Raw genomic sequence first — 24,869 nt, 5'->3', positions numbered from 1 at the left:
AGTTTTTCAATACATAACAAACTGTTATGAATCTCCATATTTTTATCAAAAATTATCATTTTTCCTTTTGATTTACTCTACTTTTATTTGCCCAGTCTTGGATCCATTTATCTAATAGAACTATGTACTTTTTAAAAATCGTGAGGCCAAGTAATAGTAATATAACGACAAATATACTAAAAAAATGAAATGTCCCATATTTTAAAAAGTCTAAAATAAGTAATGTAATATGGGGGAAGTACCCCGTTATGATCGCAACGGTTCCCCAAATGATAAATTGGGTTTTGGATTGCAGCCAATATCTTGCAAAGCACATATAGATAGTAGCTAACCAAGCAATTATTTCAGAAAGTAATAATATCCACCATTTATATTCCATTAAAAACAAGATCATTTTTCACCTTTGGCTGAGTTAGATTTCGATTATGGATTAATAGATCAAGACAATTAGGGCAGGATACTTGGTTGAAATTATGTATTCCTTTATGGGTTGATTTTTGGCTCCAAGCAATCCTTTCTGTTTTGGCTACTTCCTTGTTACAGTATGAGCATGTTAGTAGGGGGGAAGATTGATAATAATTAGACAGCCATTTGTAATTGTCTAAATTTGATAGAGTGTGATGGACATCAATAATGATGGGGACCAAGTTGGTTTTTCTATAAGGTATGCTTTTATGTAATTGATAAATGGCAGAAGGATAAAATTTATTCATCGCTCTGAATAAACCATAATCAATAGTAGCTATGTAATATTTAAAATTATGCGTTCTTATATATTCAAAAACAGTTAGAAGAACTCTAACTAAATTCTTTAACCCCCTAAATTCCTTCAGGATAGCGAGATTTTCAATTTCTGCAATACTTCCTATGTTATTTTTAATCATTTCGTTTTGTTTAAACGGAAAGACATGATCAATGGTAGAATCATAGTTGTATGGACGGAAAGATACGGACCCTATAAACTGATTTTCATCATTTCGTACAAGGTAACGTTCAACTGGCCCCAATAATCATTCTAAATCAAACCCTTTTTCTTGCCACGCAGGCATCCAAATCGAATCGAATATTCTTAACTCTTCTTCTGTTTCTACTCTTTTGTACATAGTTCCCCCTTGATTTTTAAAACATAATCATATTTTACTATTAATTACCATATTTTTGGGAGATATTAAGACGACAATATTTGCAGGTGCTTGTTTTATGATATCTGTCTAGATAGCTCCAAAAGGGTTATTAGCATTTTGTACAATCCATTTACAAGAGTATTCCAATAGATAAGTATTATTAAATGATTTTAGAAATTTAGTCATAACTTTGTCGAATTAGAATGGGTAATTTTATATTTATGAAATGATAGAATAGAGTTGCAGCTGAATTGTGAGGGTGGTTGGTTGTTGCTCTTCTTTCCGTTCTGGAAAGGAGGTGATAATCATGGAAACATTTCTGGATTTTCTGAAGGAAGTTTTGAAGGGAATTATACGTGAAATAAGTGCGTATCATTTTCGGAAAAGACTTTTAGAAACTAGAAAACCACCCCGCCGTAGAAAGCTAAAGGGTGGTTCTCGAAAAACTAAAAAGTAATTTGACAACCACCACCCTGACGGTAGAGGTTGCAGGGAGAAGTGTGGGTAGCACTTCTCTTTTTTATTATATGTCTATTATACACATTCAAATACATTTTTTGAAGTGACAAAACTGGAAGCAGGGGGACGGTTCTCGTGCTTCATAAATGAAGCAGAAGAACCGCCCCTATGCATCGCACTATTTTTTTAATTTATACTGAATAATATTTATATATGGACCAGGCGCTTCGTACGGAGTAGTTGTACCATCGTCATTTTTTATTTTCATGATTTTTGAGCTCTCTGCCATGATGCTGCCGTTCCGTAAGGTATCTGGCAGTAAGCTTAGGATTTGTGGATTGGTGTTGGCATAAAGGATTTTACCGTTCAATGTATCTAATAAATATAATTCACTTGTTTCTTTTACTCCATTTCGATGCAGAAAATACATTATTCCATTGGTATCTATAATCGGTTCATTGCTTGAAAGTAGTTCTGCATTTTGGAAAACGGTTTTCCAAATTTCTTTCCCTTCTTTATATCCTTTGAGCATAAGTAGTGCTTTAAAGTTACCGTTTGGATACACCCCTTTCAATTCTCTAATCGTTTTGACAATGGGTGTGTCGTTTAAGCCTAAACTTAAACGGAGATAAGAATTTGGAGTGTCATAGATTCTTTTTTTCCATTTAAGATTACCATTCAAATCTAATGCATATAAGTTTTCACCCGTTATAAAATAGACTGTATTTTTAGAAACGACAGGTACATCAAAGATGATTTCATCTGTTGAATATCTCCATTTTTCTTCCCCATTTGGTGTTAAGGCAATTAACCCTGTACCGTTCACATTCTGATAAATGGTCTCATCTTGATAGACAGGGTGTCCATAGGTCACATAATCTAAATGGTATTCCCATACTTTCTTTCCATTGAAATCGATCTTAGTGATTATACCGTGAGCATTCCACTTTGTATTTTTCGGCACAGTAAACAAAATCCCATCTTTTAGCATAACTAATTTATCTGGTCTAGATGGTAATGAATATTTCCATAATACGTTTCCATCATATGTGTATTTGATGATGTAATTTTCATTCTCTAATGCATACTCATAATTCTCATATATCACTTTCTTCTGTGGGTCTAACAAATCTGGTTGAATGGAATTAAATCTCCCATCCACCAATACTTTCTTTTTCCATAAAAATTTATTTTTTTGGAAACGACCATAAAAATCTAAATTCAAATTTCGTACATGGTTGGCTTTAACCATATATGTTCCGTCATTCAACGGAGTTGCTTTACATTCAAAGTTGGCAGGACAGATGCTTTTTGCATTGAATCCTACTTTTTTGATTACCTCTAATTTCTTAACAGGTTGGTTTGCCTGAGAATGTACGGGATTGATGGTACCATTTAATAATAAAATAACAACTAATAGAATAACCGAGATTAATTTATTCATGATTTCCCCCTAATCATTTTATCCAGGTGCCTGGCCTCCGGAACTTTAAAGAGTATATCTTATAGTATTCTTCAGAAATATACCAAATTCCTTTAGGAGGTGAAGCATGGGGACGGTTCTTGTGCTTCATGAAACATTTAGCTGCTGAAGTGTAAAGGGACGCTCCTACGAATCACATCTTTAGTCCCTATTGTCGTAATATTGTCATATTTTGTTGAAGTGGTAGCCTTTTGTATTTCTATAAAATGATAGAATAAAGTTGCAACTGAAATTGTGAGGGTGGTAGGTTGTCGCTCTTCTTTCCTTTCATGGGAAGGAGGTGATAATCATGGAAGCATTTCTGGAATTTTCAAAAGAAGTTTTGAAGGGGATTGTACGTGAAGTAAGTGCGTATATAACTCGGCAAGCTCTTTTAAAAACTAGAAAACCACCCCGCAGTCGTAAGCAAAAGGGTGGTTCTCATAGCAAATAACTTTAATTGACAACCACCACCCTAATGGTAGAGGTTGCAGGGAGGAGTGTTACCAGCACTTCTCTCTTTATTATATTCCCATTATACAACAAAAGATTCCTAGGACGCTAGAAATATGTAGAGAGTTAGATGTAACATCATATGTTTGTAAACTTTACAAAGTTTATTAAACAAACCAAACTATAAGGGTTTTTTCTAAAGTGTTTTAATCTTTTTAGCAATAATGTCCGTTGCCTTTTTCGGATTTAGTCGATATAGAAAGTCCATTATTTTTGCATCGTTTCCAGCTAATACCCGGTATTTTTTATTTTCCATCCCATTAATAATGGTTGAAGCTGCTTCAGTTGGGCTGATCATCTTATAGGAGTGGTTGTTGGCGCCTTCTAGTTCAATTCCAGCATTTTTGACGAGGTTCGTGTCGACTCCACCAGGAAAGACGACCGTTACGCCCACATTAGTATTTCTAAGTTCTAAATGTAGGCCCTCCGTTAACATTTTGACGGCTGCTTTGGAAGCGGAGTAAATCGATTGGAGTGGTACAGGAAGAAATCCACCCATACTTGATACATTGGTAATATGAGCTTCTGGTCGATTTAATAGGTGTGGTAAAAACGCTTTACACATATAGAGCGTCCCGTAAAAGTTGACATCCATCACCCTTTGGATTTGTTCATAATCAAGGTCATTCACGCTGCGAAAATTTTGTAGAATTCCAGCATTATTAATGATTCCGTCAATGCATCCGTGAACGGCGAGGATCTCTTCTGGAAGCTTTTCCACATCCTCTTTATTAGCGATATTCGCCCTGTGGGCCGAAATCTTGTCACCATAGACGGGTGTTAATGACTTGATGTCCTCTAGACCGGATTTGTGGATGATGGCTGCGACTCTTGCTCCTTTTTCTAGAAGTTGGCGAACAAGCTCTTTTCCAATCCCGCCGCCAGCACCGGTTACGACAATGACTTTACCCAATACCTTCATACGATTCCCCCATATTTTTGGAATGAAAAAAGAACCTATTCACTATACATATGTGGGATTGGTGTATGAAATTCTACCTATATGATGTACTTTTAATAAATGCCAAATTTGTCAACATTTTGTCGAAATGTGGTAGCCATCTGGGATTAAATAAAATGATAGAATGAGGTTGCAACTGAAATTGTGAGGGTGGTTGGTTGTCGCTCTTCTTTCCGTTCTGGAAAGGAGGTGATAATCATGGAAACATTTCTGGAATTTCTGAAAGAAGTTTTGAAGGGGATTATACGTGAAGTAAGTGCGTATGTAACTCGGAAAACTCTTTTGAAAACGAGAAAACCACCCCGCCGTCGAAAGCATAAGGGTGGTTCTCATAAAAAATAACTAAACTTGACAACCACCACCCTGACGGTAGAGGTTGCGGGAGAGAAGTGCGTCAACACTTCCCTCTTTTATTATATGTCTATTATAAACAAAAAAATTCGTAAATAAAAGAATCAAAAAATGAACTTTTTGGAGCATGGGGACGGTTCTCATGCTTCATCAGCCATACCTGTTGAAGCACAAGAACCGTCCCTATGTTTCAATATGCTCCCCTAATGACAAAGAATGAGCCTCGAATGGTTCCAGCTAGTTTAGACTTCTGTCTAGCAAACTTAAACTTTCCTTCTAGCTCTTTTGGTACTTCCATTCCTTCAGAGAGCTTAAAACCAACGGCCCGCTTCGGCTTATCTCCATCAACTGTATACAGGACGTTGACCGCTAGACCATCCTCAAAAAAGACGAAAGCCCAATTGATATTTTCCACTTGAAAACGTGATGTTTCTAAAGGTTTGGCCGCAAACTCAATACCGCGTTCTTCTTTCAAAATACGGTTCACATAATCAAGAGTATCTTGACTTTCGCTCGCCGGTACAACCGTAAATTCATGCTTGTATTTGTTCATAAAGTAGCGAGCTTCATTCGCACGTAAACCAGCAAGCGCATCGGTTACAGGTGAAGACTCTAAACCAACCGTAGATACATTTTTAAAATCTACTAAATAGGACAATTTCAACCCTCCAGTTCTTCTTTATTTCCTAACAACAGGAATCCACATTTCACCAAAAACTAAGCCGTTGTGATGCCCCATCTCAACCGATGTATTTGGCCCGCCAACATAGGCGAAGTTCTTTGCTTCTGGCAAGACTTGACCAAAGGCAATACCAGTAAGCATATTACTCAACGCATCAGACGTCTCTGCTTCTCCTTTTACAACCAGGTATTCTCCCTTAGGAAACTGAATGACTCTGGTTGCTTCTGGTAATGTTTCCTCTGTCATGACGCCAGCATAATGCATCATCTTGTGATTCACCGCTTCGTTCACGGCAAAAATGTAGTCGTTTTTGGCTACGGCTATTAAAGTGTCAAGTCTTCCATCTTGTTTGACTTCTTGCCAAAAGTCTAGTTTTTCCTTGTTGATGCCAGCGTAATCTGTATAATCGCTCTTAAGCTCCGTTCCAATACCTAAAACAGTAAAGCTTTCTTTTTCTTCTAAAGTATAATTTGCCATATTCATACCTTCCTTTTTAAAAAAATATGATTGTCTTCTCACTTACTAAGTTTATAATAATCTTTAATCATGTCAAAAAATGATACTGTTTAGGAGACTCAGATGAAAAAAGTTGAACGGATTAATATCATCATGCGGTATATCAATAACCGCTCCCATTTTACCATTTCTGAGATCATGCAGGAATTCAACATTTCTCGTTCGACCGCGATTCGAGATATTAGAGAAATTGAAGCCATGGGGATGCCGCTCGTCGCTGAAGTAGGACGGGATGGGGGTTATTTTGTTATGAACAATTCGGTCCTGCCCACCGTTCGTTTTACCGATAATGAGATTAAAGCTCTTTTTATAGCCTTTATGGCGACAAGAAATCAACAACTCCCTTATTTAAAAAGCCGTCAGTCTTTAGCGGAGAAATTACTAGGACTCATTTCAGAAAACCAGCAGGATGACCTAGTTCTATTAAATCAACTCTTGCTTTTTGAAGGGACCAACCCGAATAATCCCGATTTGCTTGAACTGTCAGACCTACCACATCCTATATTAGAAAAACTGATCCAGATCCTTCTATTAGATAGCTATTTATTGATTACCATTGAAGAAGGGGAGGACATCAAGTCTTATCCCATCTATCTTTTGCATCTTTATCGTGAAAAAAGCCTTTGGCTGATTGAAGGCTTTGATTTAAGGGAGGAAAAGAGACAGATTTTTCCCGTCGACAACCTCATCGATATTGAACCATACTCCACGAAAAAAAGATTAAGTAAGAAAAAGATTATGGAAAAACTAAGTAAGCAGGAAGAAGTAGTCAACCTTGTCCTTGAACTTGGCCCAAAGGCGATTGCCCAGTTCAAAAAATACCATCCTTTAAACGTTTCCATATCCTACACTAATCCTTACCAAACCACAGCCATTCTAAAAACGTTTATCAATATTCATCATTCAGAAGAACTAACCGAAATGATCAATTGGCTGCTTTTCCTAGGGAAGGATATCAAAATAAAGGAAGCTCCGGAAGAAGTCTTAGAAGGTTTAAAGGAGAGATTATTTCTATATTGCCCATGAAGCAAGGGGACGGTTCTCGTGCTTCATCAGCCGTAGCTGATGAAGCAGAAGAACCGTCCCTATGTTTCATATCAAATTCGTCCAACTTTTCAAAAAAACGCTTCAAATTTGGTTTTTGAAGCCATTTTTCGTAAAGTTGGCCAAATTTGGACGATGAAAACGATTTTGGTTCATTCGCCCAAATTTTGGCTTGTTCGGTATCGTAGAGTCAGAACTTTTTCCTAGAAAGAAGGAAGTTGCGAATGACCTATATACCGAAATTAGCACTCGAATTACAATCCTTTTCTTCCATTGAGGAGATGAACCATCATATGAATCTACATTATGTCGCTTGGAAGGGTCAGCTAACGAAAAGCAGCGATTCCATTTTTCATTTAATAAAGAAGTTCTCTTGTAAGGTAGCGGGAGTGTGCTGGCTAAAGCAAGAGAATCTATCAGAGTATGCACGGGTTTCGATTAAAACTGTGGAACGGGCGATTCATTTTTTAAAAGAAAAGGGAATTCTCAAAATCTATCATACGAAACGGAGCAACGGGTTAAATGGGAATTGCTATTACGTGCTGCAGCCGTTTCAAGGGGAACTGGTGACCGATGTAGAAGAAATCATTTCAGTCGAAGAGGGAAATGTCGGAGCGGTGGGGGGTGCTGGAACCGTTGATACAACTGGTGTGGTTGGAGGTCAAAACAAGGACAAACTCTTTTTAAGCTCTAATCAAGCTCTTGAAAACTCTTTTAAAGCATCTGAAGAAGAAAAAATAAATAATAGTGCGCGTGTAGGTTTAAAAGAAAATAGAGTAAAAGCAGACGTGCGAGAAGACCTAGTTCAATTTTTAATAACAAATCACTTTTCAAAAGAGGCGGCCAGGGACATTACTAATAGAGTTTTACAATCATGTACGAACATGAATCCATACACCATTTTGAAATCATACCCTTGTGCTTTGGCAAAATTCCGGAAGCGGTTAGCCTACTCCCAACCTATCATTTCCGTCGTGGACTACTATGTGAGATTAGTGTTGGAGGAGATTCAGCCAAGTTATCATGGAGAACGAAATGAAGGGAATCTACCCATGGTAGACTTGGTGGAAAGAAATGCGCGTAAGGAAAAAGCTATAAAACATTTGATGGAATTTAAGGAGTGGTTGGAGGAAAAGTCTAGTAAAAGTTTCGGGAGGGGATAATAGGATTTACTATAAAAGAATGAATTCCTAAAAATGTTTGGATCCTTTCCCTTTGTCCCTTGGGGTTTTTTGGTTCATCCAGGGGGACGGTTCTCGTGCTTCATCAGCCCCATGGCTGATGAAGCAGAAGAACCGTCCCTATGCTTCCCTATGCTTCATTACTGGTATTTTCCAATATAAATTTAGCATTACACTAGATATAATTTAGAGGGTAAAGATTTATTTAAAGAAGGGGCGATATTGACAACATGAGATTGATTCGACTTTTATTCGTTCTGATTTTAACAATCGCCACTTTTCCTGTTTCAGCCTTTGCTGATCAGAAGACAAGTTGGGATTATGTTCCTGATGATATTGATGAGAAATTTTGGGCATATAATGAAATAACAGATTTTATGAGTGCGGATATTATGGATGGCATTCAGCAGTATGATCCAATCGAGAATTATAAATATATATGGGCCAATCCAAATGCGAATATTACTCGTGCTCAATTTACTAAAATGATGGTAAACGCGATGAATTTAAAACAGGTAGGAGAGCCGAAAGAATTTATCGATGTGAAACCATCTGATTGGTACGTTGATTATGTAAATATTGCTAGTAGCAATGGGGTTGTCAAAGGTGTTGGCAATAAGTTTAATCCGAATGCGAAAATTACACGGGACCAAATGGCACTTATGATTTATCGAGCGTTTAAGGATTCCATTGAATTTGGCCCTTATACAACCTATTATACCGATATTGCAACAGGTATCGAATCAGAACAAGCGATTAACTATTTAACGGTAAATCGAATTATGAAAGGGTTTGGGGCGAGTACGTTTGGTCCCAAAAATTTTTCAACAAGAGCGCAGGCCATTGTGACTATTCATCGTGCGATTCATCAAGAAACAAGTCATTTGCCAACGGATGAAGAGGTAATCGGTTTTATGACTGAATATTTAACAAAGGAAAGAGAACTATTTTTATCTGGTAATTGGCAGGAATTAGCACCTTTGTATAAACAATATGAAACAGGTTACTCACTTGCGGCTTCACTCGAACAATTCAATGATGGAGAATTCATTGGTGGTGCCACTTTTAAATCAGTCGGCGACTTTACCATATCTGTTGTTTCCAAAAACAATAACTATGCCGAAGTTCAAATCGATAACCTAGTTTATCAACTTTCCAATATCAATGGTGAAGCGGGTGCTACCCAAACTCTTGATTTATCTAGCAAAGTAATGTTAAGAAGAGATACTAATGGCAATTGGAAAGCTTATGATTACAAATAAAATGTGAAACAAGGGGACGGTTCTTGTGCTTCATTAGCAATGAAGCACAAGAACCGTCCCTATGCTTCAAAAACCTTCTCGAAAAATTCCTGAAAAGGAGAACCAATTCCATTCGCTTGGAATATTTTACAATTGCAGTTAATTAGAGGAGGTATTATAGATATGACACAACCGTATGTTAATCAGAATACTTATGCCCCAAGGGATCATCACCACCATGAACATCACCACCATCATGAAAAGTGCCGTAAACATTTGTACCAATTTATCCAATTGGAGATGAATGATGGTACTGTTTATCAAGGAATTCTTCATAGCTATGATCATGACAAAATGTATATTATTATGCCGAGTATGAATCAAACCACCACAACCATGCACACTCACGATGAAAGCAGCGAAAGCCGATTCTTCCCTTTCTTTGGACCATTTGGATTATTTGGGTTCCCTTTCTTTGGCATTAGAGCCTTTGGTCCGTTTTTTCCGTTCTTCTGGTAGGAATTATAATAGAAGGGCTATCTATTATCCTTTCATGATTAAACGCCAAGATATATCACAGACTTTATGACAATTTTTATCAAATAGCTTAATAGAGTGTCGAAATTTTTAGATAACTTTAACATGTAACTACTATTCATAGAGGGTACAATAGATAAAAAGGGCGTAAGGAGAAAAATAGAATGTTTCAGTACACGATTTCAGTTACCCTAAACGGGATCAACTATCTTACAAATGTCATTGTAGATAAACATGCCACGGAGGAAGAAATTCTTCAACTTGCTAAGGAGCAAGTTGAAAAACAATGGCTTCATTAAATGAGAATGGTAGTGGGGGATGAGTGTTCTTTCAACTCATCCCTTTTTTTGTAGAAGAGGACCTTATCGCTTTTTCGAGGGAAGAGTCAGCAATAATCCATTTTATATGTTTATATCGAAGAACAACATATCAACTTAAATGGTGAAATCTTGCTATATAGGGCGATGAATTTGAAAAAATAAAATAAAGTACCCAATGAGAGTTTAAACTCACTCCTGTTGGGTATTTTATTTTTGCAAAAATAACCATTCACCATAGAAGGCTTTTAGGATAAACTAAATCATTCCTTGTTGTTGCTTCATATACCTATAATAGGAGAAAAACAATAACCTTCTTGTCCCAATTTTTATTTATGATAAACTAGTAAAGGGTAAGAAAAAACCATTAAACTAAGGCAATCAATAAGGTGTGGAAAAATACACAAGGCTAAATAAAATGGGTGTTCTTGGAATCAAAATTATTTTAATCTTGCGATAAAATTCACATCTTAATACGGTTTTCAATGTTACTATATTTATATATAACTTTTGGAGGTCAACAAACATGCAAAGTACTATGGATAATTCAAACAATGTCCAAAAGGATCAGCTTGTTCCAACTTATTCAAGAACGAATCCGTTTCAAGCCAAAATCCTTAAAAATGTTAATTTAAACGGAGAAGGCTCTAGCAAAGAAACACGCCATATTGAATTGTCACTTGAAGGCTCAGGCCTTTCATATGTGCCGGGGGATGCGCTTGGTATTATGCCATCCAATGATCCAGAACTTGTCGATGCCATTCTGGAGGAAATGGATTGGGATGGAATTGTGGCTGTTACAGTTGGTAAAGGAGACGAAGTTCTTCCTTTAAGGGAAGCGCTAACAAATTATTTTGAAATTACGCTTCTTACGAAAAAGATTTTACAAGGCGCAGCTGCGTTTACAGAAAATGAAGAGCTTCAAAGACTGCTGTTGGTAGAAAATGCAGCTGAAGTGAAAGAATATTGCAATGGCCGTGACTTACTTGATATGTTACGTGAATTCGGTCCATGGAAAATGACACCGCAGGAATTCGTAACTCTTTTAAGAAAAATGACAGCTCGTCTTTACTCGATTGCAAGCAGTATTGCAGCTAATCCAGGTGAAGTTCACTTAACAATCGGTGCTGTACGCTACACTGCTCATGACCGTGAACGCAAAGGGGTTTGTTCGGTACAATGTGCGGAACGTGTAACAGAAGGAGATACGCTTCCTGTCTTTGTTCAAGCGAATAAACATTTCCATCTGCCAGAGACTCATGATACAGATATCATCATGGTTGGTCCTGGAACAGGGATTGCACCATTCCGTTCCTTTATTCAGGAACGTGCTGTGAATAAAGCAACAGGTCAGGCTTGGTTATTCTTTGGGGATCAGCATGAAGCTTGCGATTTCCTTTATCGAGATGAGTTGGAAAAATACCAACAAGATGGAGTACTAACAAAGTTAGACACAGCCTTCTCCCGCGACGGAGATCGAAAAGTCTATGTTCAACATAAAATGCTTGAACACGGCAAAGAATTATACGAATGGCTAGAAAAAGGCGCCTACTTCTTCGTTTGTGGAGATAAAGAGCATATGGCAAAAGACGTTAACGAAGCGTTAATTACCATCATTGAAAAAGAAGGCGGGCTAAGCCGCGAAGATGCAGAAGCACATCTAAAAGACTTACAAAAACAAGGCCGTTATCTACGTGATGTTTATTAAGAAAGAAATGAAGCAGGGGAGCAGATCTCCTGCTTCTTTTTTTATGGAGCATGGGTGCGGTTCTTTTGTGAAGCATGGGGACGGTTCCTATGCTTCATTGAATTTTTTTGTAAGGTTTATTCAAAGTTTGTTTTTACCGAAAGGTGCAATAGAAGAGAATGTCAGGTTCTTCTCAACCTGTATTTTTCAATATGTTGGATTGAGCACTTATTTAGCTTACTAAGATACTATTCTTAACCTTTGAGAATGCCTCTAGTATACTGTCAATATGCTCTTCCTCGTGCGTAGACATGAGACATATACGAAGTAGTTGGTGTCCTTCAGGTACGCCCGGGCTGACAGCAGCGTTGGTAAACACTCCATGTTCCATAAGTGCTCCCCATGTTTTAAACACGAGCATATCATCACCTAAAATGACAGGAATAATTGGAACGAATCCTTCAGGTACGCGGTAACCGAGTGATTGAAGGCCCTTTCGAAGTCTATTGGCAAGAGTTTGGAGTTTTTCCATACGTTCCGGTTCAGCAAGTAGAATGTCGATTGACGCCATCGTTGCTGCAGCTTGGGCTGCTGGTAGGCTAGCAGAGAAAATATGAGCTGGACTTGTATATTTTAAATAATGAATTAGCTCCTTACTTCCTGCCACAAAGCCTCCGATGGATCCGAAGCTTTTGGAAAACGTCCCCATAATCATATCAACCTCATCGTCTAGACCATAATGACTGGCTGTTCCGGCACCACTTTTTCCAATAATTCCAATGGAATGAGCATCATCCAACATAATCCTCGCTCCAACTTCCTTTGCAGCCCGCACCATGTTGGGAAGGTCGACAATTGCGCCAGACATGGAAAATACACCATCGGAAACAATCAATTTCCCCGCATCCATTGGCGCCTGTCTTAAACAACGGGTGAGGTGATTCATATCATTATGTTTGTATCTGACGATTTGATTCTTGTTTAAAAACATTCCACGGGAGATGAGAGTGGCCTGAACAATACTGTTATGATTGTCTCGATCACTGAATATGAGATCTTTTCGACCAATCAAAGGAACAATGGCGCCTTGGTTGGTTTGATAACCAGTTGTGTATGTTAGTGCCGCTTCTTTTCCAACGAACTTGGCTAATTTTTCTTCCAATTGTTCATGAAGATCTAAGGTACCATTATGTAAACGGCAGCCGTTGTTACTGACTCCATATTTTTTTATGGCTGTGGTGGCTGCTTCTATCACTCTTTCATCATGAGACAGACCATGATAATTATTGGAACCAGCCATAATGACCGTTTTCCCATCCATTTTTACAATAGGTCCGTTATTCTCCTCAATGGCCCGATAATAGGGAAAGAGCGAAGTGTTTAAAATCTCCTTACCCCTCGAATAATTCCTTACCTTCTCAAATAAATCCATAACCCATCCTCCGTATTTTTTTGTTTATTTTTCCTAATAATTCTATTTAAAGGTCTTTGATTCCTTCTGGAGCATGTGGTGTGTGAAGCATGGGGACGGTTCTTGTGCTTCATGAAGTGAAAGGGACTGTTTTCTTGTTTTTACAAGGGGAAAATGCAGGCAAATTGGATAGCACCATACTTTACGCTTATTGAAAATCAGTAGGATGGATATACTAACCAAAAATTGGTTTTTCGTTTAGGGGATGTGTGATGAGTAAGGAAAAAAGTAATCATAAGAGTCGTTTAGTTTTTCTACTTTTTCTTCTATTTGTGATGATAATGGGTGCTTGCTCAATAAGCGATAAAGAAAATAGCAAGAAAGAAGAAGGCCAAGAGAGTCAGAAGTTGGATTGGCAAAAAAAAGTAAAGAGTACCGCTGCATCCAAAAAGACAAAATCTGAAAAGGCTGATGAAGTTTCTTTATTGGCAAGCAGTTATCAGCCAAGTGAAGAAGAGTTACATGCATTTGAGGAGGATATTATAGAAGAGTTTTCTAAGGACCGATATTTAAGTGACATCAATAATCACGAATATATGTTAACGAATATGTTTAAATGTAGAGTTATAGATAATTTTTATGATGACCAAGAGCAGCAACCGATGGATAAGTTCGCTTATGATTTCTTTCAAAATACAAACTACACATATCGGGGGTCGATGAAAGTAGAGAGTGGAGAAATCAAAAGAAACGAAGACAAAATGAACAAATCGTTATCAGAAATGGAGAATGAATGAAGCATGGGGACGGTTCTCATGCTTCATTTTTAGGGGCTGATGAAGCAGAAGAACCGTCCCTTTGCTTCTTTTCAAAGTATTGATCAATAAGGACATTATGCTTAACACTGAGTGAGATGTAGTCTGAACTATTTGGTCCTTTTTCATTATATAGGTCTTTTAGTAGTTCTCTGGTCGTAAGGATTTCGATTAATAGATTTTTAGATTCGGTTTCATGTATTTGCATCGTACACCTCATATATTACTTTAATGATTCTAAACCTTTCTGATAATAGCATTTTATAGGATGGATGAGTAGGCACAAATAAAAAGTTAAATAATTTAAAAAAGTTATAAATGATACTACTATATTAAATATTTAAACGTAATCGCTTTAAATAGGTATCACTATTAAATTGCTTGTTATCTTCTAAAAGTATTAAAAGAAAAAGTAAAACTATTTTCAAAAATGCAAATAAAAAATTACGAGAGTTAGAGCAGGGGGATATGGGATTGGAGCATGGGGACGGTTCTCTTGCTTCATTTATTGGTGGGTGGGGTGATGAAGCAGAAGAACCGTCCCTTTGCTTCAACACTGCTGAAGCAAAAGAACCGCCACTTTGCTTCAGCAAAAAGCCAGAGGTTCCCCTCTGGCTACTGTTGATGATATTGATTAGTCTACAACTTTTAGAGTGATTTTCATTCCTTCATGGTCTTTCATCGCACCACAAATTTGATTACACTTCAACTCGAATTCCCCAGTTTTATCTGCAGTAAATTCAGCAGGTGCATCTGCAGTTAGATTAATTCCAAAATCATCGTTTAAAATGGTATGAACGCCCTCTGCGTTCACTAAATTCAATTTAACGGTTGTTCCTTTTTTAACTGTTAACTCTTTATCTGCAGAAAATTCCCAGTTTTTTGCTGTGATTGTAAATTCTTGTGCATCTGTTGATGTTGTGGCTGCTGTTGTTCCTTCATCTTGCTGAGTGGTTGTTGTATCTGCGCTAGTGTCTTCCGACTTTGACGCTTCATCTGATCCTCCGCAAGCAGTTAAACCTAATGTTAATGCACCTGCTAATAAAAATAATCCTAGTTTTTTCATATTGTATTTCCCCTTTCTGTTTTTTCTTCTTTATTTTAAAGGGGATTTTTTTGACTTTCCTTGATTCAGGTCAAGGAAAAAAATATTTTCGTGTTGGAAACCTAAAAGGAAAGGAAATTTTTACATTTTTGAGAGTCTCCATTGTGGTCGTTGTTGCACTGATTAAAAGTTTGATTATCTTTTTTTCATATTTTTATGATTAATAACTAATAGATTGATATGAAGCAAGAGAACCGTCCCTATGCTTCATAGTTCCTTTTTCTTATGTAAATTTACAATATTTTAAATAAAAAGTCCTATTTTCGATATTTTTCGACAATAAGTTTGTCGAAAGTATGATAAATTAGGGCTAATTTAATTGTTATGTAAATTGAAAAGGAGGTTAATTATGACATATATTGTCGATTTTGCAGGTAGGCTTAAAAGTAAGAGCAATATTGGAATTGTCGTATATCTTATTATTAACATTTTAATTGTCATGTGGTTATTTCAAAATGTCTTACTTGGTTTAGCAATTTATGTTGCATCTCTAGTCATTGCCCTATCACCGATTGGGGAATGGATATTAAGGGTTCAAAATGGGTGTAAACCAGTTGTACGAAAGGATCATATTGCTCGATTGAAGCCACTATTTGATGAAGTTTATACAAAAGCAAAAGAGCTTGATCCTTCACTACCTGAAGATGTAAAGTTGTTTATCTCCAATGATAAATTTCCTAATGCCTTTGCTACTGGTAGGAAGACGATTTGTTTAACCAAAGGGTTTCTGGAGTATGATGATGAAGAGATTAAAGCAACATTAGCTCATGAATTTGGGCATTTGTCTAACAAAGATACGGATTTAATCCTTGTAGTGACTGTAGGAAACTTAATTGTCTCATTATTATTTATCTTGTATCGCTTTTTCTTTTTAATTGCGGCTGCTTTCGTTGGAGGTGCAACTAAAGGTCTAGGTGGATTTGTTGTTTCCTTTTTTGTTGATCTTATTTTAGTTGGAATGATGTGGCTTTGGACAAAATTAGGTACAGCCTTAGTCATGCACTCAAGTAGACAGAACGAATACCAAGCAGATGCCTTTGCTTTTAAAGCCGGATATGGTCATAAATTAATTAAGGTATTAGATAGCTTTAATGAATTTGAAGGAATACATACTAAAGGATTATGGGCAAACCTTATGTCTAGTCATCCAGAACCTGACATTCGTATTGCAAAATTACAAGAACTGATGGATCAACTCGAAGAAGAATCAAGTGCCTTGATTGTGAAGTCAACTGAAAAGGCAGAAATTTTATAAAGCATGGGGACGGTTCTCCTGCTTCATTAATAGTTGGCTGATGAAGCAAGAGAACCGTCCCTTTGCTTCATAGGGAGAGAATCGTTTTGGAAGATGTGATGACGAGAACACCTCTGGCTGAGAGGTTTGAAGCGGCGTTTAATCGTATTCATAAATGTTTAGTGAGAATGGTTCCGAATGCTAGAAGTGATGCTTTTAAAGAGTTATTAAATAGTGGAAGTGCCCATGCGATTATTCGTACCTATAGGCAGGACCTCTCGCAATATGCGAAGCTTCGAAACTCTCTTGTTCACGAGAAAGTAAAGGCTAAATTTTATATCGCAGAACCGCATAAAGAAATTGTCCTCCATATTGAAAAACTTGCTATGTTGTTTGAACAACCAAAAAAGGCTCTGCAAATTGCTAGTAAACCGGTCCTCTATTACAAAGAGGAAACGTCATTGAAGGATATGATGAAAGTGATAGATAAGCTTTCTTACACAATGTTCCCCATTTATGATGCTTCAGGCTATAAGTGGTTATTAACTTCTGAAGGTATTATCCGGTGGCTGTCAAAACAACCTTTATCAGCCAATACTCTTGAAAAAGCACCTGTCTCTGCCGTTTACCCATTTGAACGGACACATATAGTTCTATACGTTAATAGAGAAATAGATATATATGAAGTGGAAGAAATGTTTGAAGATTATCATTTAGCGCATAAGAAGCTGGAAGCCGTCATTATTACGGAAAATGGACTTGAAAGTGAAAAACCGTTGGGGATCATCTCCGCATGGGATTTGGTTGAAATCGATGCTATGGAGCAGGAATTGGAATGATTAGAATCATATTAAATTCAAGCACTTCACCGATAATAGGTTGAAGTTTTTTTAGAAAGAACTCCTTCCTGAATTATCCACAAATTCTAACAAAATGGTTACAAAGTAGTCACAATATACTAAAATAAAAGAGAAATTAACCACTTATTCATCATATTTACCTAGAAGCGAGGTGGGCGAATGACCCAGTTTTTATTTCGGCAGATAGAACGGTTCGAACAACAACTTGAGCTGTTAAAGGGAGAAATGAAGCAAGCCTATCATTATTTAGAAGACGATCCAATGGCGGCTTTGCAAAAGACGAGAACGATTTTAGAAAGAATTCTAAAAGATGTGTATGAAAAGGAAATGGGCAAACCCCCTAAAGCAAATGCCATGATCGGAACATTAATTGATAAGGGTAATCCTAAAAATATGGAGTTTATTCGTAAAATTGATGTACCCATTTTTAATCAAGTTGAGTTTATTCAGAAAATGGGCAACTTTGCTTCTCATGACCAGGGAGACAAGACAGAACAATTGAAAATTACTCATGTTGTCTCGACCCTTACAACCCTATGCGATATTCTCGATTGGTATGCCGAAAAATATATAGGTGAAACTACTCCCCAATCGAATCTCTCTACAGCCTCTTTTGTTAATAGAGAAAGCACAAAGGTGATAAAAAATATACATAATGTTCAAACCGATATTAGTGGACCCATGACAGGAAATTTCCACTTAGGTATTGGAAATCAAATTGTGAATAAAGAAGTAAAAAAATAAAGAGTAGGAGGTTAATTGGATGGAAAATCATTCACCGGTTGAAGAACAGGAAGAAACCGTTGAAGAACAAAAAGATGATGAAGTAGAATCAGCTTTTTCTATAGACGAGGAAGAAGAAGAAATTCTCCAACTAGCTGAGCAAACGGATCGGAATATTAACCTTTATAAAATGTATTACAACTTTAACGGGGAAATCAATGGTTCCATTCAAACCGGAAAAGGAGATCAATATGTTACAGGAGGAAGCGGTGGGCAGAGCAGTGATATTAGCTTATATGAAATAAAAGCGGAAGAACTTGAATTTATACGATTCGTATATGAAAAAGTCCCTGCCTACAGTGAGAAGCTATCAACATTATCGATCCATCATTTATTGATTTTAACAGGTGAAAATGGTGTGGGGAAATTTTCTACAGGGATCCATCTTCTCCTTCAAAATGGTGTTGAAAAGATCTTTGAAATATTTCCCGAAGTCACCCTAGAGGATCTTATCCATTTTCCTTTTAAAGAAAATACCGGCTATATCATTGACCATTATATGACATTATCTATTCAGTCAACCGTTGAACACCAGTTAAAAGTTTTGGCTCAAAAGTTAGCGAATTTAAATAGTTTTTTCATATTTACACATGCCAATCCATTACATTTACATATGGCATCTAGCTGTGAAATACCTGAAAAAAGACATAAGATTTTTATCAATCACTTAAATTATCATTTTCATCATGATCATGAGTTGCTGGGTAGTTATCTAGAAGTGGCTAATGATTTACATTTTAGAGAACAGCTTAACCAATATCTTATCCCTAAAGAATCTGATTTGCTCATAGAACAGGTAGTGAAATATAAGCAAAATCAAATTACCTTTGATGATATTTTTTCTTCTCTTCGGTCTCATGTTGATCGTCAAATTGAAAATTGGTTTTCTAAAAGGCCAAGCTTAGAGAATCTATCTTTTTTTATCACGATTGCGCTTTTTAATAAAATGCCTTTGGATACCGTTTTACATGAGAAAAAACACGTTGAGGGTATATTGGGTCCATTTATGACAACGGATGATGAAACCGTAGACGAATTTTATGAAGATGAACGTGCCAAATTGAAGGGGTTACATGCGTACTTATACGATGAACTTAAGCAAATGGAATATGGGGCGGATACCATTAAACATATTTCCTTTCACCATGATACTTACTCAAAATCGATCCTCCACTATGTATGGAATTCCTTTCCGCGAATTCGCAGGCCTTTGCTAGATTTGCTCCGCTCTTACGGAGAAAGTTCAGAACCTTTGATTTTAAAATCAATAGAACGAACCATTGTAGATTTAGCACCCCTTGATTTTAAAACCTTTAAAGACGATGTTATTCAAATCTGGGCTACCCATCCACATCCTAAAGTACGATATCTTGCGGTGGAAACATTAGTGAAGCTTGCTATGAATGAGGCTACTTTACCAAGAGTTCGTGGACTTATTCATCATTGGTCCAGATTGAATCATTCCTTTTTAACCTGGACGGCTCTAGCGGTCTATGGAAAAATTGGTCCAATGCTCCCAGACTTTGCATTTGAGGATTTATCCTTTGTCATTGAAAAGCAAAATCGATCCTTGCATCCTATTATACGTTCTACCGCATTATCACTTTATCGTTCTGGGCATGAATTCCCAGTTATGTTTGAAAAAAGCTTAGCCTTTATCATGAACCTAATGATCAAGATGGAAAATTCAGATTTTCCTTTCTTCTTATTTTTACAATTCATGGAGCAAAAGGAAGCCCAATATCCCATTGCCTTGCATTACCTTGAAGAGATACGTGTAAGGAAGGAATATCTCGTTGTTCTTTTTAAAAAAGGAATGGAAAAACAATCGACTAGAAAAAGCACCATGGAGCTTATTTATAAGTGGCTTGATATCGCATCTTATCACCAACAATGGTTGAAACCAACTGGTATTTTCATTCTGGAGATTCGCCAGGAATTGAGCATTTCTTATCGTGAAAAGCTTTACAATCAATTAAAAAAATGGTCATTGAATCCTAGAAAAACAAATAGTGCGATACAAAAGATCATTCATATTATCGATAATCAATAAAGGGGAGTAGTAAATGAATACATATCCAATCGAACATGATGAAAAGTTAGGAAAAATGGGGTTATTTTCACGTAATGTGCCTACAGCTCCTAGTGGTAAATCGCTTGTACTTGTAGGAAATAGTGAAAAAACAGTGCTTTACCCCAATCAAAAACCTACCCGTGGTGAGATTCGTTGGGGAAATTACCATACTGCTTATACGGTAGATATGGCTACCAAATTTTTAGAAAAAACCTTTGAAGTGGATTCGAAAGATCCTTTAGAAAAATATAAGGTATCGCTTGAATGTTCAATAGTAGTAAATTCACCTATTAAGATTATTGAAAACTATGTCACAGATGCAGAAAGTCTCATTTTTAATATTGTTTCTAAAAGAGTAGAAAGAGTCACATCTCTTTATTCGATTGATCAGGTCGAAGAAGCAAAAGAGGCTGTTTTGAAATTAACTGCTGACTCATCCTTGATAGACCGAATTGAATCTCAAGGGTTTGAAGTTCAGGATATTTATTTGAAACTAAACTTAAGTGATAGTGCTCTACTTTTACAAAAAAATCGAAGAGAAGAAAAAGAGCGTATGGCATTTGAGCGTGAACGCGAAAAAATGAAACAAGAGTTTGAGAGAGAACTAGAGCTTCAACGTAACGAAGAAGAAAGAGAACGTCAACGCATGCGTCAACAATTTGAAAAAGAGTTAGAGATGAATCGATTGAAAAATGAGCAAGAATTAGAAAGAGAAAGAGCAACCCTAGGCAAAATCAAGGTTGAGACAGAGCTTTCGGAGAAAGAAATGAAAGCAAATCACATGAAGAAGCTTATTTCTGAAAGTAATGATAAAACTGAGCTTATGATGATCTTTAGCGAAAACAAAGAAGATATCTTAGATGTATTAAAAACAGTTCGTCAAGAGAATAAAGAGGACCGAAAAGAAATCCTTGATATGTATGTGAAATTAAAACAATTAGATATGCTTGATGAAGACTCTGAGATTGTTGAATTTTTCAAAAATATGGCCGTCAGTCAAACATTCCAAAATAGTGGTGTTCTACAGATAGCAGCAACCACAGCAGATGATTCCAAACATTTATTAAATGAGCCAAAGCATGTAAAGGAAATTGATATTGATAATGTCGAATGGGAAGATTAATGATTTCGAAATGATAAGAGGGGGATGGAATGGAATTTATTAAAGAGATATTGGCCACCATTTGGGTTGTGTTTGTTGGGTGGCCACTTTTCGCTCGTGTTACCTTATTTTTATTAATCATTGGCTATTTTGCATTGCGTCTAGTTAATCGTTTTTTTCCAAGTCTTATTCTTTTTCTATTAAAAGTATTAACGAAAGTACTAGACATTGTATTTTCTATTTTATTATATCATGAGTTTTTGCTGACCCGTTTTTTAAGAAAGAAAAATGAAAATCCAATTGGTTTTGCTTACTCAGTTGGAGAAGGCTTCCATAAAATTTTGGTGATTTTTACAGATTTAAAAATGTTTCCAATAAAATGGTTGGAAAATCGCAAACTCATTTTTAGCCGGTCGAGAAATACTTTCATCGCTATTACGCTACTTTTGGCAGTTTTGCTTTGGATTAACCCCAATGGAAACAATGGAATCGTAAAAAAATGGAGTGACTTTGAAGGTTGGTTCATGTCCTATCATGATGGGAATTACAAGGTTAATGCTGCGGGCATTTGGAAAGAAACGACCTATTATCGATTAATAGAAAAGTATAATGAAGTGCCGCTAAGAGATACACCAAGTATAAAAGGTAAAACGGTGATCATTGTCAAACAAGGTGAAAAGCTGGAATATATGAATGAAGATACCTTTGATAATGGGAAAGTATGGTATAAGGTGAGGAATCCACAAGGGAAAATTGGGTGGATTGGCGATCACGCGATACAGAAATATTAAAAAAATGAGAAGGTGCTCTTTGCACCTTCTTATTTTTATCGATCTTTTCGCCTTTCTTTATATAGAAGAAAGGCTAGCACGCATGGAAAGTAAAATAATATTAAGGCATAAAAAAAGTGTAGATTCGTTGAGTGCTGTGTTATGAAGGGAATATTCATTCCAAATATTCCTGATAATACTGATATCGGTAAAAATACAAGTGTAATTAATTGAATCATTAAATTGGTGCTGGCTTCTTTTTTCCTATGTTCGCGATCTTCCTTAATGTCTATGAAGCTTGAAAGTGCTTCAAGTTCATTATGTAATTCTTCCAATAGCTCATCGATACCTAATCGTTGTCTGATGATTTTGTATAGATCGGCATGATGAGTGATATAAGAAGCCTGTCTATAATTACCTCTTACTATAAAACGAATGACTCTTTCTTTAAAGTTGTTTACCGTTTCACTCTGTTCTGAAACTGTCAATTTTGATATATGCTCATGAAGGCTGCCAGCTTCAATCGATAGTTTCAATAGAGTGTATTTCTGTTGAAGAACTAATAGGTAAAGATAGAAATAAGTTTGTTCTAGATTATCAAAGAAACTTTTTTCAAAAAACTGATCTGTCTCTTTATCCCCTGTTAAAAAGGCTATATTCGATAATCCTTCTAATGAGACGCCCCAATAGCTATTTTCAAAGGCTTGAAAAATATCAGGATTGTTCTCTGTATCTAAATCCCATTTGCTAGGAAGATAGTTTTGTGTAAATGATTTTCTCATCTCATATAAATAGGTTGGAAGTGCTTTTTGATTAGCTTCATTTTTATCAAGAAGAATAGAAGAGAACATTAATGCATGATGGGGTTTATCCACTTTTTCAAAAAAGGATTGTACATTCAGTTCCTTCGTTATTTGGTTAATTAATACTTTCAAATCCACTTTTTGATTCTCATAGCCTAACGTATTTTTACCATAATAAAATCTTTTTAATTGGTAACTTGTGTTTATAAATTCCTTTATCGTTGGGGCTTCCGAGTTTTCATTTCCTTTAATGGTCAGTTTTATCGAGATAAAGCCTATTTGTGTTTCAAAAAGATAGACATCGATATCTTCTAACGTAATAAAATGGGATTCTTCCTTTCTTTCAAAGCTGAGTATCTGATTTATATGATCCGTAAGTCCAAATTCCCCTCTTCGATTGGTATGGAGGGAAAAGGCCTTTCCTATTTTCCCCTTCGCATCATCATTATTGGAGATTAAGTTGGAAACATGATCAAATACCTTACTTTTCTTCACCTTTTTTTCGTGAAAGTGTTTCATCCTATTAATAGATTGATAGTCTTTCCCATAAACGAAAGGAAAAATCATATACGTAAGTTGTTGCTTGATCAATGGCTGGTCCATAAGTCCTCCTGGTCTTGATTTTTAAGCATTTAATGATTCTTTTGTTCGTGTAACCCAATTATTTAATTTTTTAAAGAAAACCGCTAATTGTCCTGTTTCTTCAAACATACTCGTAATGGCATCAATATCACGGTTACCAAAATCAATCTCAATTACTGGATAGGTATTCCATGAACGATCAAATACCCCATCACTACATATATCATTTTGGGCAATAACAAAAATATCTTTTTGTAAGGCGTTGGCGATTCCGGCTTCTAAGTGCAACCAACCTGATGTATATTTCGTATGGATTTTATCTTCCTCTTTGGACCCACCTACTCGGTCTCTTAAGAAGTAGGCGTGACTTCTTTCTAGACCAATGACAATCATAGCCTCTGTTTCTGCAACAAATTGCCGAATTTTTCCGATAGGATCATTTTTATCATAATCATCTAGATCAGCCCTAATCGGTTTAATTCCCATTTTCTTGAGGTGATACATAAATAATTCTAGAAAAAATTTATGATATTCCGTGTCTGGGTTAATGGTACTAATAAATACAGGTATGTGACCCTCTTCATTTGTGGGTTCTTGGTCATTCTGATTGTTTACTGTTTTTGGAGGGAATTTAGTTATGTACCAATCTAAGATCACTCTTAAATATTCCACAATAGACTGTGCATCTAATTGCAAAGTTTCTTTACCATGGCCTGTAGCATGAACTAAGCGATTCCGTTTCTGACGGATTTCATCACATCTCTTAGCAATTTCATCTGGAACCGTTAATTCTGGATTGTTGGCAATCTTATCGTATTTGTAGAGGGCGGTGATGTACTCATTTAAGTCTTTAAAATCATGCTTTTTTACATCAAGCTCTTTTACAAGATCCACCAGAAATCCCTCTAGAAATACCGCACCCCAAACAGCAGATGATAGATACTGCTTTTCTCTAAATGAAACAACACAATGCTGCAGATTATAAAAATTTATCTCTGATAAATAAGGCTCATATTTGAAAATATTTATTTTAAGTTCCATTACTAAACTCCTTCTAGGCTAACTTACATTTCTTCCTATATAAATTTTACATTTAACGACAATACGAGGCAAGAAGAAGCATGGGGACGGTTCTTCTGCTTCACTAAAGTGAAGCAAGAGAACCGTCCCCATGCTCCAAAATTTTTACTATACTGGTATAAAAGTCTAGTAAAATAGAAGTAGAAGATTGTGTTTTTTTTAGGAGGAAGGATGA

The 24,869-nt window shown here is 36.4% G+C and carries 28 protein-coding genes; 17 read left to right on the top strand and 11 right to left on the bottom strand.

What is annotated here, in order from left to right; translation table 11 throughout:
• Nucleotides 1–55 precede the first annotated feature (55 nt).
• Together ACSBPO_RS20760 and ACSBPO_RS20755 are read right to left on the bottom strand one after the other, a co-directional pair.
• On the bottom strand, nucleotides 56–388 hold the full coding sequence (locus tag ACSBPO_RS20760; RefSeq protein ID WP_442596691.1) for a hypothetical protein: 333 nt from the start codon (nucleotides 386–388) through the stop codon (nucleotides 56–58).
• Complete coding sequence (locus ACSBPO_RS20755) at nucleotides 369–1,007, bottom strand: hypothetical protein (RefSeq protein ID WP_442596689.1); 639 nt, start codon at nucleotides 1,005–1,007, stop codon at nucleotides 369–371. Before ACSBPO_RS20755 ends, ACSBPO_RS20760 begins: the two co-directional genes overlap by 20 nt.
• Nucleotides 1,008–1,431: 424 nt before the next feature.
• Between ACSBPO_RS20755 and ACSBPO_RS20750 the strand changes: the two genes are divergently transcribed.
• On the top strand, nucleotides 1,432–1,581 hold the full coding sequence (locus tag ACSBPO_RS20750; RefSeq protein ID WP_442596687.1) for a hypothetical protein: 150 nt from the start codon (nucleotides 1,432–1,434) through the stop codon (nucleotides 1,579–1,581).
• A 180-nt stretch (nucleotides 1,582–1,761) separates the two neighbouring features.
• On the opposite strand, the gene ACSBPO_RS20745 is transcribed toward ACSBPO_RS20750, so the two are convergent.
• Complete coding sequence (locus ACSBPO_RS20745) at nucleotides 1,762–3,027, bottom strand: outer membrane protein assembly factor BamB family protein (RefSeq protein WP_442596685.1); 1,266 nt, start codon at nucleotides 3,025–3,027, stop codon at nucleotides 1,762–1,764.
• A 328-nt stretch (nucleotides 3,028–3,355) separates the two neighbouring features.
• On the opposite strand from ACSBPO_RS20745, the gene ACSBPO_RS20740 reads away from it, so the two are divergent.
• Nucleotides 3,356–3,499, top strand: coding sequence for a hypothetical protein (locus tag ACSBPO_RS20740; protein ID WP_442596683.1), 144 nt, complete (start codon nucleotides 3,356–3,358; stop codon nucleotides 3,497–3,499).
• Nucleotides 3,500–3,694: 195 nt separating this feature from the next.
• Here ACSBPO_RS20740 and ACSBPO_RS20735 read toward each other — a convergent pair whose 3' ends face one another.
• Nucleotides 3,695–4,480: an SDR family NAD(P)-dependent oxidoreductase gene (locus ACSBPO_RS20735; RefSeq protein WP_442596681.1), complete on the bottom strand. Its 786-nt coding sequence runs from the start codon at nucleotides 4,478–4,480 to the stop codon at nucleotides 3,695–3,697.
• A gap of 237 nt (nucleotides 4,481–4,717) precedes the next feature.
• Between ACSBPO_RS20735 and ACSBPO_RS20730 the strand changes: the two genes are divergently transcribed.
• The gene (locus tag ACSBPO_RS20730; protein ID WP_442596679.1) at nucleotides 4,718–4,861 is read left to right on the top strand and encodes a hypothetical protein; all 144 of its coding nucleotides are present in this window, start codon (nucleotides 4,718–4,720) and stop codon (nucleotides 4,859–4,861) included.
• Nucleotides 4,862–5,060: 199 nt separating this feature from the next.
• On the opposite strand, the gene ACSBPO_RS20725 is transcribed toward ACSBPO_RS20730, so the two are convergent.
• Both ACSBPO_RS20725 and ACSBPO_RS20720 read right to left on the bottom strand, forming a co-directional pair.
• Nucleotides 5,061–5,528 (bottom strand): phage tail protein, encoded by a 468-nt coding sequence (locus tag ACSBPO_RS20725; RefSeq protein ID WP_442596677.1) that lies wholly within the window; start codon nucleotides 5,526–5,528, stop codon nucleotides 5,061–5,063.
• A 21-nt stretch (nucleotides 5,529–5,549) separates the two neighbouring features.
• Nucleotides 5,550–6,029, bottom strand: a complete 480-nt coding sequence (locus tag ACSBPO_RS20720; RefSeq protein ID WP_442596675.1) for a GyrI-like domain-containing protein — start codon at nucleotides 6,027–6,029, stop codon at nucleotides 5,550–5,552.
• A gap of 102 nt (nucleotides 6,030–6,131) precedes the next feature.
• Between ACSBPO_RS20720 and ACSBPO_RS20715 the strand changes: the two genes are divergently transcribed.
• From ACSBPO_RS20715 to ACSBPO_RS20690, 6 genes are all read left to right on the top strand, one after another.
• The gene (locus tag ACSBPO_RS20715; RefSeq protein ID WP_442596673.1) at nucleotides 6,132–7,094 is read left to right on the top strand and encodes a helix-turn-helix transcriptional regulator; all 963 of its coding nucleotides are present in this window, start codon (nucleotides 6,132–6,134) and stop codon (nucleotides 7,092–7,094) included.
• Nucleotides 7,095–7,336: 242 nt separating this feature from the next.
• A complete protein-coding gene (locus ACSBPO_RS20710) occupies nucleotides 7,337–8,275 on the top strand; it encodes a hypothetical protein (protein WP_442596670.1) in 939 nt (312 codons plus the stop codon).
• A 248-nt stretch (nucleotides 8,276–8,523) separates the two neighbouring features.
• On the top strand, nucleotides 8,524–9,555 hold the full coding sequence (locus ACSBPO_RS20705) for an S-layer homology domain-containing protein (protein WP_442596668.1): 1,032 nt from the start codon (nucleotides 8,524–8,526) through the stop codon (nucleotides 9,553–9,555).
• Between the two features lie 162 nt (nucleotides 9,556–9,717).
• Nucleotides 9,718–10,053, top strand: coding sequence for a hypothetical protein (locus tag ACSBPO_RS20700; protein WP_442596666.1), 336 nt, complete (start codon nucleotides 9,718–9,720; stop codon nucleotides 10,051–10,053).
• 182 nt (nucleotides 10,054–10,235) lie between these two features.
• The gene (locus ACSBPO_RS20695) at nucleotides 10,236–10,370 is read left to right on the top strand and encodes a BA3454 family stress response protein (RefSeq protein WP_442596664.1); all 135 of its coding nucleotides are present in this window, start codon (nucleotides 10,236–10,238) and stop codon (nucleotides 10,368–10,370) included.
• A 544-nt stretch (nucleotides 10,371–10,914) separates the two neighbouring features.
• Nucleotides 10,915–12,096, top strand: a complete 1,182-nt coding sequence (locus ACSBPO_RS20690) for a sulfite reductase subunit alpha (protein WP_442596662.1) — start codon at nucleotides 10,915–10,917, stop codon at nucleotides 12,094–12,096.
• A 211-nt stretch (nucleotides 12,097–12,307) separates the two neighbouring features.
• On the opposite strand, the gene ACSBPO_RS20685 is transcribed toward ACSBPO_RS20690, so the two are convergent.
• Nucleotides 12,308–13,507, bottom strand: a complete 1,200-nt coding sequence (locus ACSBPO_RS20685) for an aminotransferase class I/II-fold pyridoxal phosphate-dependent enzyme (protein WP_442596660.1) — start codon at nucleotides 13,505–13,507, stop codon at nucleotides 12,308–12,310.
• Between the two features lie 251 nt (nucleotides 13,508–13,758).
• On the opposite strand from ACSBPO_RS20685, the gene ACSBPO_RS20680 reads away from it, so the two are divergent.
• The gene (locus ACSBPO_RS20680) at nucleotides 13,759–14,283 is read left to right on the top strand and encodes a hypothetical protein (RefSeq protein WP_442596657.1); all 525 of its coding nucleotides are present in this window, start codon (nucleotides 13,759–13,761) and stop codon (nucleotides 14,281–14,283) included.
• A 16-nt stretch (nucleotides 14,284–14,299) separates the two neighbouring features.
• Here ACSBPO_RS20680 and ACSBPO_RS20675 read toward each other — a convergent pair whose 3' ends face one another.
• Entirely contained in the window at nucleotides 14,300–14,509 is a 210-nt protein-coding gene (locus tag ACSBPO_RS20675; protein ID WP_442596655.1) for a hypothetical protein, read from the bottom strand.
• A 266-nt stretch (nucleotides 14,510–14,775) separates the two neighbouring features.
• Between ACSBPO_RS20675 and ACSBPO_RS20670 the strand changes: the two genes are divergently transcribed.
• Nucleotides 14,776–14,958 (top strand): hypothetical protein, encoded by a 183-nt coding sequence (locus ACSBPO_RS20670; RefSeq protein ID WP_442596653.1) that lies wholly within the window; start codon nucleotides 14,776–14,778, stop codon nucleotides 14,956–14,958.
• Here the strand turns inward: ACSBPO_RS20670 and ACSBPO_RS20665 are convergent.
• The gene (locus ACSBPO_RS20665; protein ID WP_442596651.1) at nucleotides 14,936–15,367 is read right to left on the bottom strand and encodes a cupredoxin domain-containing protein; all 432 of its coding nucleotides are present in this window, start codon (nucleotides 15,365–15,367) and stop codon (nucleotides 14,936–14,938) included. The genes ACSBPO_RS20670 and ACSBPO_RS20665 overlap by 23 nt on opposite strands.
• Before the next feature lie 388 nt (nucleotides 15,368–15,755).
• On the opposite strand from ACSBPO_RS20665, the gene ACSBPO_RS20660 reads away from it, so the two are divergent.
• The 6 genes from ACSBPO_RS20660 to ACSBPO_RS20635 all read left to right on the top strand — a co-directional run bounded on the left by ACSBPO_RS20660 (nucleotide 15,756) and on the right by ACSBPO_RS20635 (nucleotide 22,250).
• Nucleotides 15,756–16,661 carry a zinc metalloprotease HtpX gene (locus ACSBPO_RS20660; RefSeq protein WP_442596649.1) on the top strand — a complete coding sequence of 302 codons (906 nt, stop codon included), beginning with the start codon at nucleotides 15,756–15,758 and terminating at the stop codon, nucleotides 16,659–16,661.
• A 95-nt stretch (nucleotides 16,662–16,756) separates the two neighbouring features.
• The gene (locus tag ACSBPO_RS20655) at nucleotides 16,757–17,479 is read left to right on the top strand and encodes a CBS domain-containing protein (protein WP_442600420.1); all 723 of its coding nucleotides are present in this window, start codon (nucleotides 16,757–16,759) and stop codon (nucleotides 17,477–17,479) included.
• Between the two features lie 180 nt (nucleotides 17,480–17,659).
• Nucleotides 17,660–18,244: a DUF4145 domain-containing protein gene (locus ACSBPO_RS20650; RefSeq protein WP_442596647.1), complete on the top strand. Its 585-nt coding sequence runs from the start codon at nucleotides 17,660–17,662 to the stop codon at nucleotides 18,242–18,244.
• 19 nt (nucleotides 18,245–18,263) lie between these two features.
• Nucleotides 18,264–20,336: a hypothetical protein gene (locus ACSBPO_RS20645; RefSeq protein ID WP_442596645.1), complete on the top strand. Its 2,073-nt coding sequence runs from the start codon at nucleotides 18,264–18,266 to the stop codon at nucleotides 20,334–20,336.
• A gap of 13 nt (nucleotides 20,337–20,349) precedes the next feature.
• Nucleotides 20,350–21,480, top strand: coding sequence for a hypothetical protein (locus tag ACSBPO_RS20640; protein WP_442596643.1), 1,131 nt, complete (start codon nucleotides 20,350–20,352; stop codon nucleotides 21,478–21,480).
• A 29-nt stretch (nucleotides 21,481–21,509) separates the two neighbouring features.
• Nucleotides 21,510–22,250 (top strand): SH3 domain-containing protein, encoded by a 741-nt coding sequence (locus tag ACSBPO_RS20635; RefSeq protein WP_442596641.1) that lies wholly within the window; start codon nucleotides 21,510–21,512, stop codon nucleotides 22,248–22,250.
• A gap of 35 nt (nucleotides 22,251–22,285) precedes the next feature.
• Here the strand turns inward: ACSBPO_RS20635 and ACSBPO_RS20630 are convergent, their stop codons facing one another.
• Nucleotides 22,286–23,635: a hypothetical protein gene (locus ACSBPO_RS20630; RefSeq protein WP_442596639.1), complete on the bottom strand. Its 1,350-nt coding sequence runs from the start codon at nucleotides 23,633–23,635 to the stop codon at nucleotides 22,286–22,288.
• A 21-nt stretch (nucleotides 23,636–23,656) separates the two neighbouring features.
• On the bottom strand, nucleotides 23,657–24,655 hold the full coding sequence (locus ACSBPO_RS20625; protein ID WP_442596637.1) for a hypothetical protein: 999 nt from the start codon (nucleotides 24,653–24,655) through the stop codon (nucleotides 23,657–23,659).
• Between the last annotated feature and the right edge of the window lie 214 nt (nucleotides 24,656–24,869).

This window comes from Neobacillus sp. D3-1R, assembly GCF_052180215.1.
Classification (GTDB): Bacteria; Bacillota; Bacilli; order Bacillales; family Cytobacillaceae; genus Pseudoneobacillus.
Note: the sequence above shows the minus strand (reverse complement) of the source record. Positions and strands in the feature narration are given on the sequence as shown.

Bases quoted from the DNA above. Each gene is read 5' to 3' on its own strand.
- ACSBPO_RS20750 (WP_442596687.1), top strand. From the start codon at position 1,432: ATGGAAACATTTCTGGATTTTCTGAAGGAAGTTTTGAAGGGAATTATA.
- ACSBPO_RS20745 (WP_442596685.1), bottom strand. From the start codon at position 3,027: ATGAATAAATTAATCTCGGTTATTCTATTAGTTGTTATTTTATTATTA.
- ACSBPO_RS20740 (WP_442596683.1), top strand. From the start codon at position 3,356: ATGGAAGCATTTCTGGAATTTTCAAAAGAAGTTTTGAAGGGGATTGTA.
- ACSBPO_RS20735 (WP_442596681.1), bottom strand. From the start codon at position 4,480: ATGAAGGTATTGGGTAAAGTCATTGTCGTAACCGGTGCTGGCGGCGGG.
- ACSBPO_RS20730 (WP_442596679.1), top strand. From the start codon at position 4,718: ATGGAAACATTTCTGGAATTTCTGAAAGAAGTTTTGAAGGGGATTATA.
- ACSBPO_RS20720 (WP_442596675.1), bottom strand. From the start codon at position 6,029: ATGGCAAATTATACTTTAGAAGAAAAAGAAAGCTTTACTGTTTTAGGT.
- ACSBPO_RS20715 (WP_442596673.1), top strand. From the start codon at position 6,132: ATGAAAAAAGTTGAACGGATTAATATCATCATGCGGTATATCAATAAC.
- ACSBPO_RS20710 (WP_442596670.1), top strand. From the start codon at position 7,337: ATGACCTATATACCGAAATTAGCACTCGAATTACAATCCTTTTCTTCC.
- ACSBPO_RS20705 (WP_442596668.1), top strand. From the start codon at position 8,524: ATGAGATTGATTCGACTTTTATTCGTTCTGATTTTAACAATCGCCACT.
- ACSBPO_RS20700 (WP_442596666.1), top strand. From the start codon at position 9,718: ATGACACAACCGTATGTTAATCAGAATACTTATGCCCCAAGGGATCAT.
- ACSBPO_RS20695 (WP_442596664.1), top strand. From the start codon at position 10,236: ATGTTTCAGTACACGATTTCAGTTACCCTAAACGGGATCAACTATCTT.
- ACSBPO_RS20690 (WP_442596662.1), top strand. From the start codon at position 10,915: ATGCAAAGTACTATGGATAATTCAAACAATGTCCAAAAGGATCAGCTT.
- ACSBPO_RS20685 (WP_442596660.1), bottom strand. From the start codon at position 13,507: ATGGATTTATTTGAGAAGGTAAGGAATTATTCGAGGGGTAAGGAGATT.
- ACSBPO_RS20680 (WP_442596657.1), top strand. From the start codon at position 13,759: ATGAGTAAGGAAAAAAGTAATCATAAGAGTCGTTTAGTTTTTCTACTT.
- ACSBPO_RS20675 (WP_442596655.1), bottom strand. From the start codon at position 14,509: ATGCAAATACATGAAACCGAATCTAAAAATCTATTAATCGAAATCCTT.
- ACSBPO_RS20665 (WP_442596651.1), bottom strand. From the start codon at position 15,367: ATGAAAAAACTAGGATTATTTTTATTAGCAGGTGCATTAACATTAGGT.
- ACSBPO_RS20660 (WP_442596649.1), top strand. From the start codon at position 15,756: ATGACATATATTGTCGATTTTGCAGGTAGGCTTAAAAGTAAGAGCAAT.
- ACSBPO_RS20650 (WP_442596647.1), top strand. From the start codon at position 17,660: ATGACCCAGTTTTTATTTCGGCAGATAGAACGGTTCGAACAACAACTT.
- ACSBPO_RS20645 (WP_442596645.1), top strand. From the start codon at position 18,264: ATGGAAAATCATTCACCGGTTGAAGAACAGGAAGAAACCGTTGAAGAA.
- ACSBPO_RS20640 (WP_442596643.1), top strand. From the start codon at position 20,350: ATGAATACATATCCAATCGAACATGATGAAAAGTTAGGAAAAATGGGG.
- ACSBPO_RS20635 (WP_442596641.1), top strand. From the start codon at position 21,510: ATGGAATTTATTAAAGAGATATTGGCCACCATTTGGGTTGTGTTTGTT.
- ACSBPO_RS20630 (WP_442596639.1), bottom strand. From the start codon at position 23,635: ATGGACCAGCCATTGATCAAGCAACAACTTACGTATATGATTTTTCCT.
- ACSBPO_RS20625 (WP_442596637.1), bottom strand. From the start codon at position 24,655: ATGGAACTTAAAATAAATATTTTCAAATATGAGCCTTATTTATCAGAG.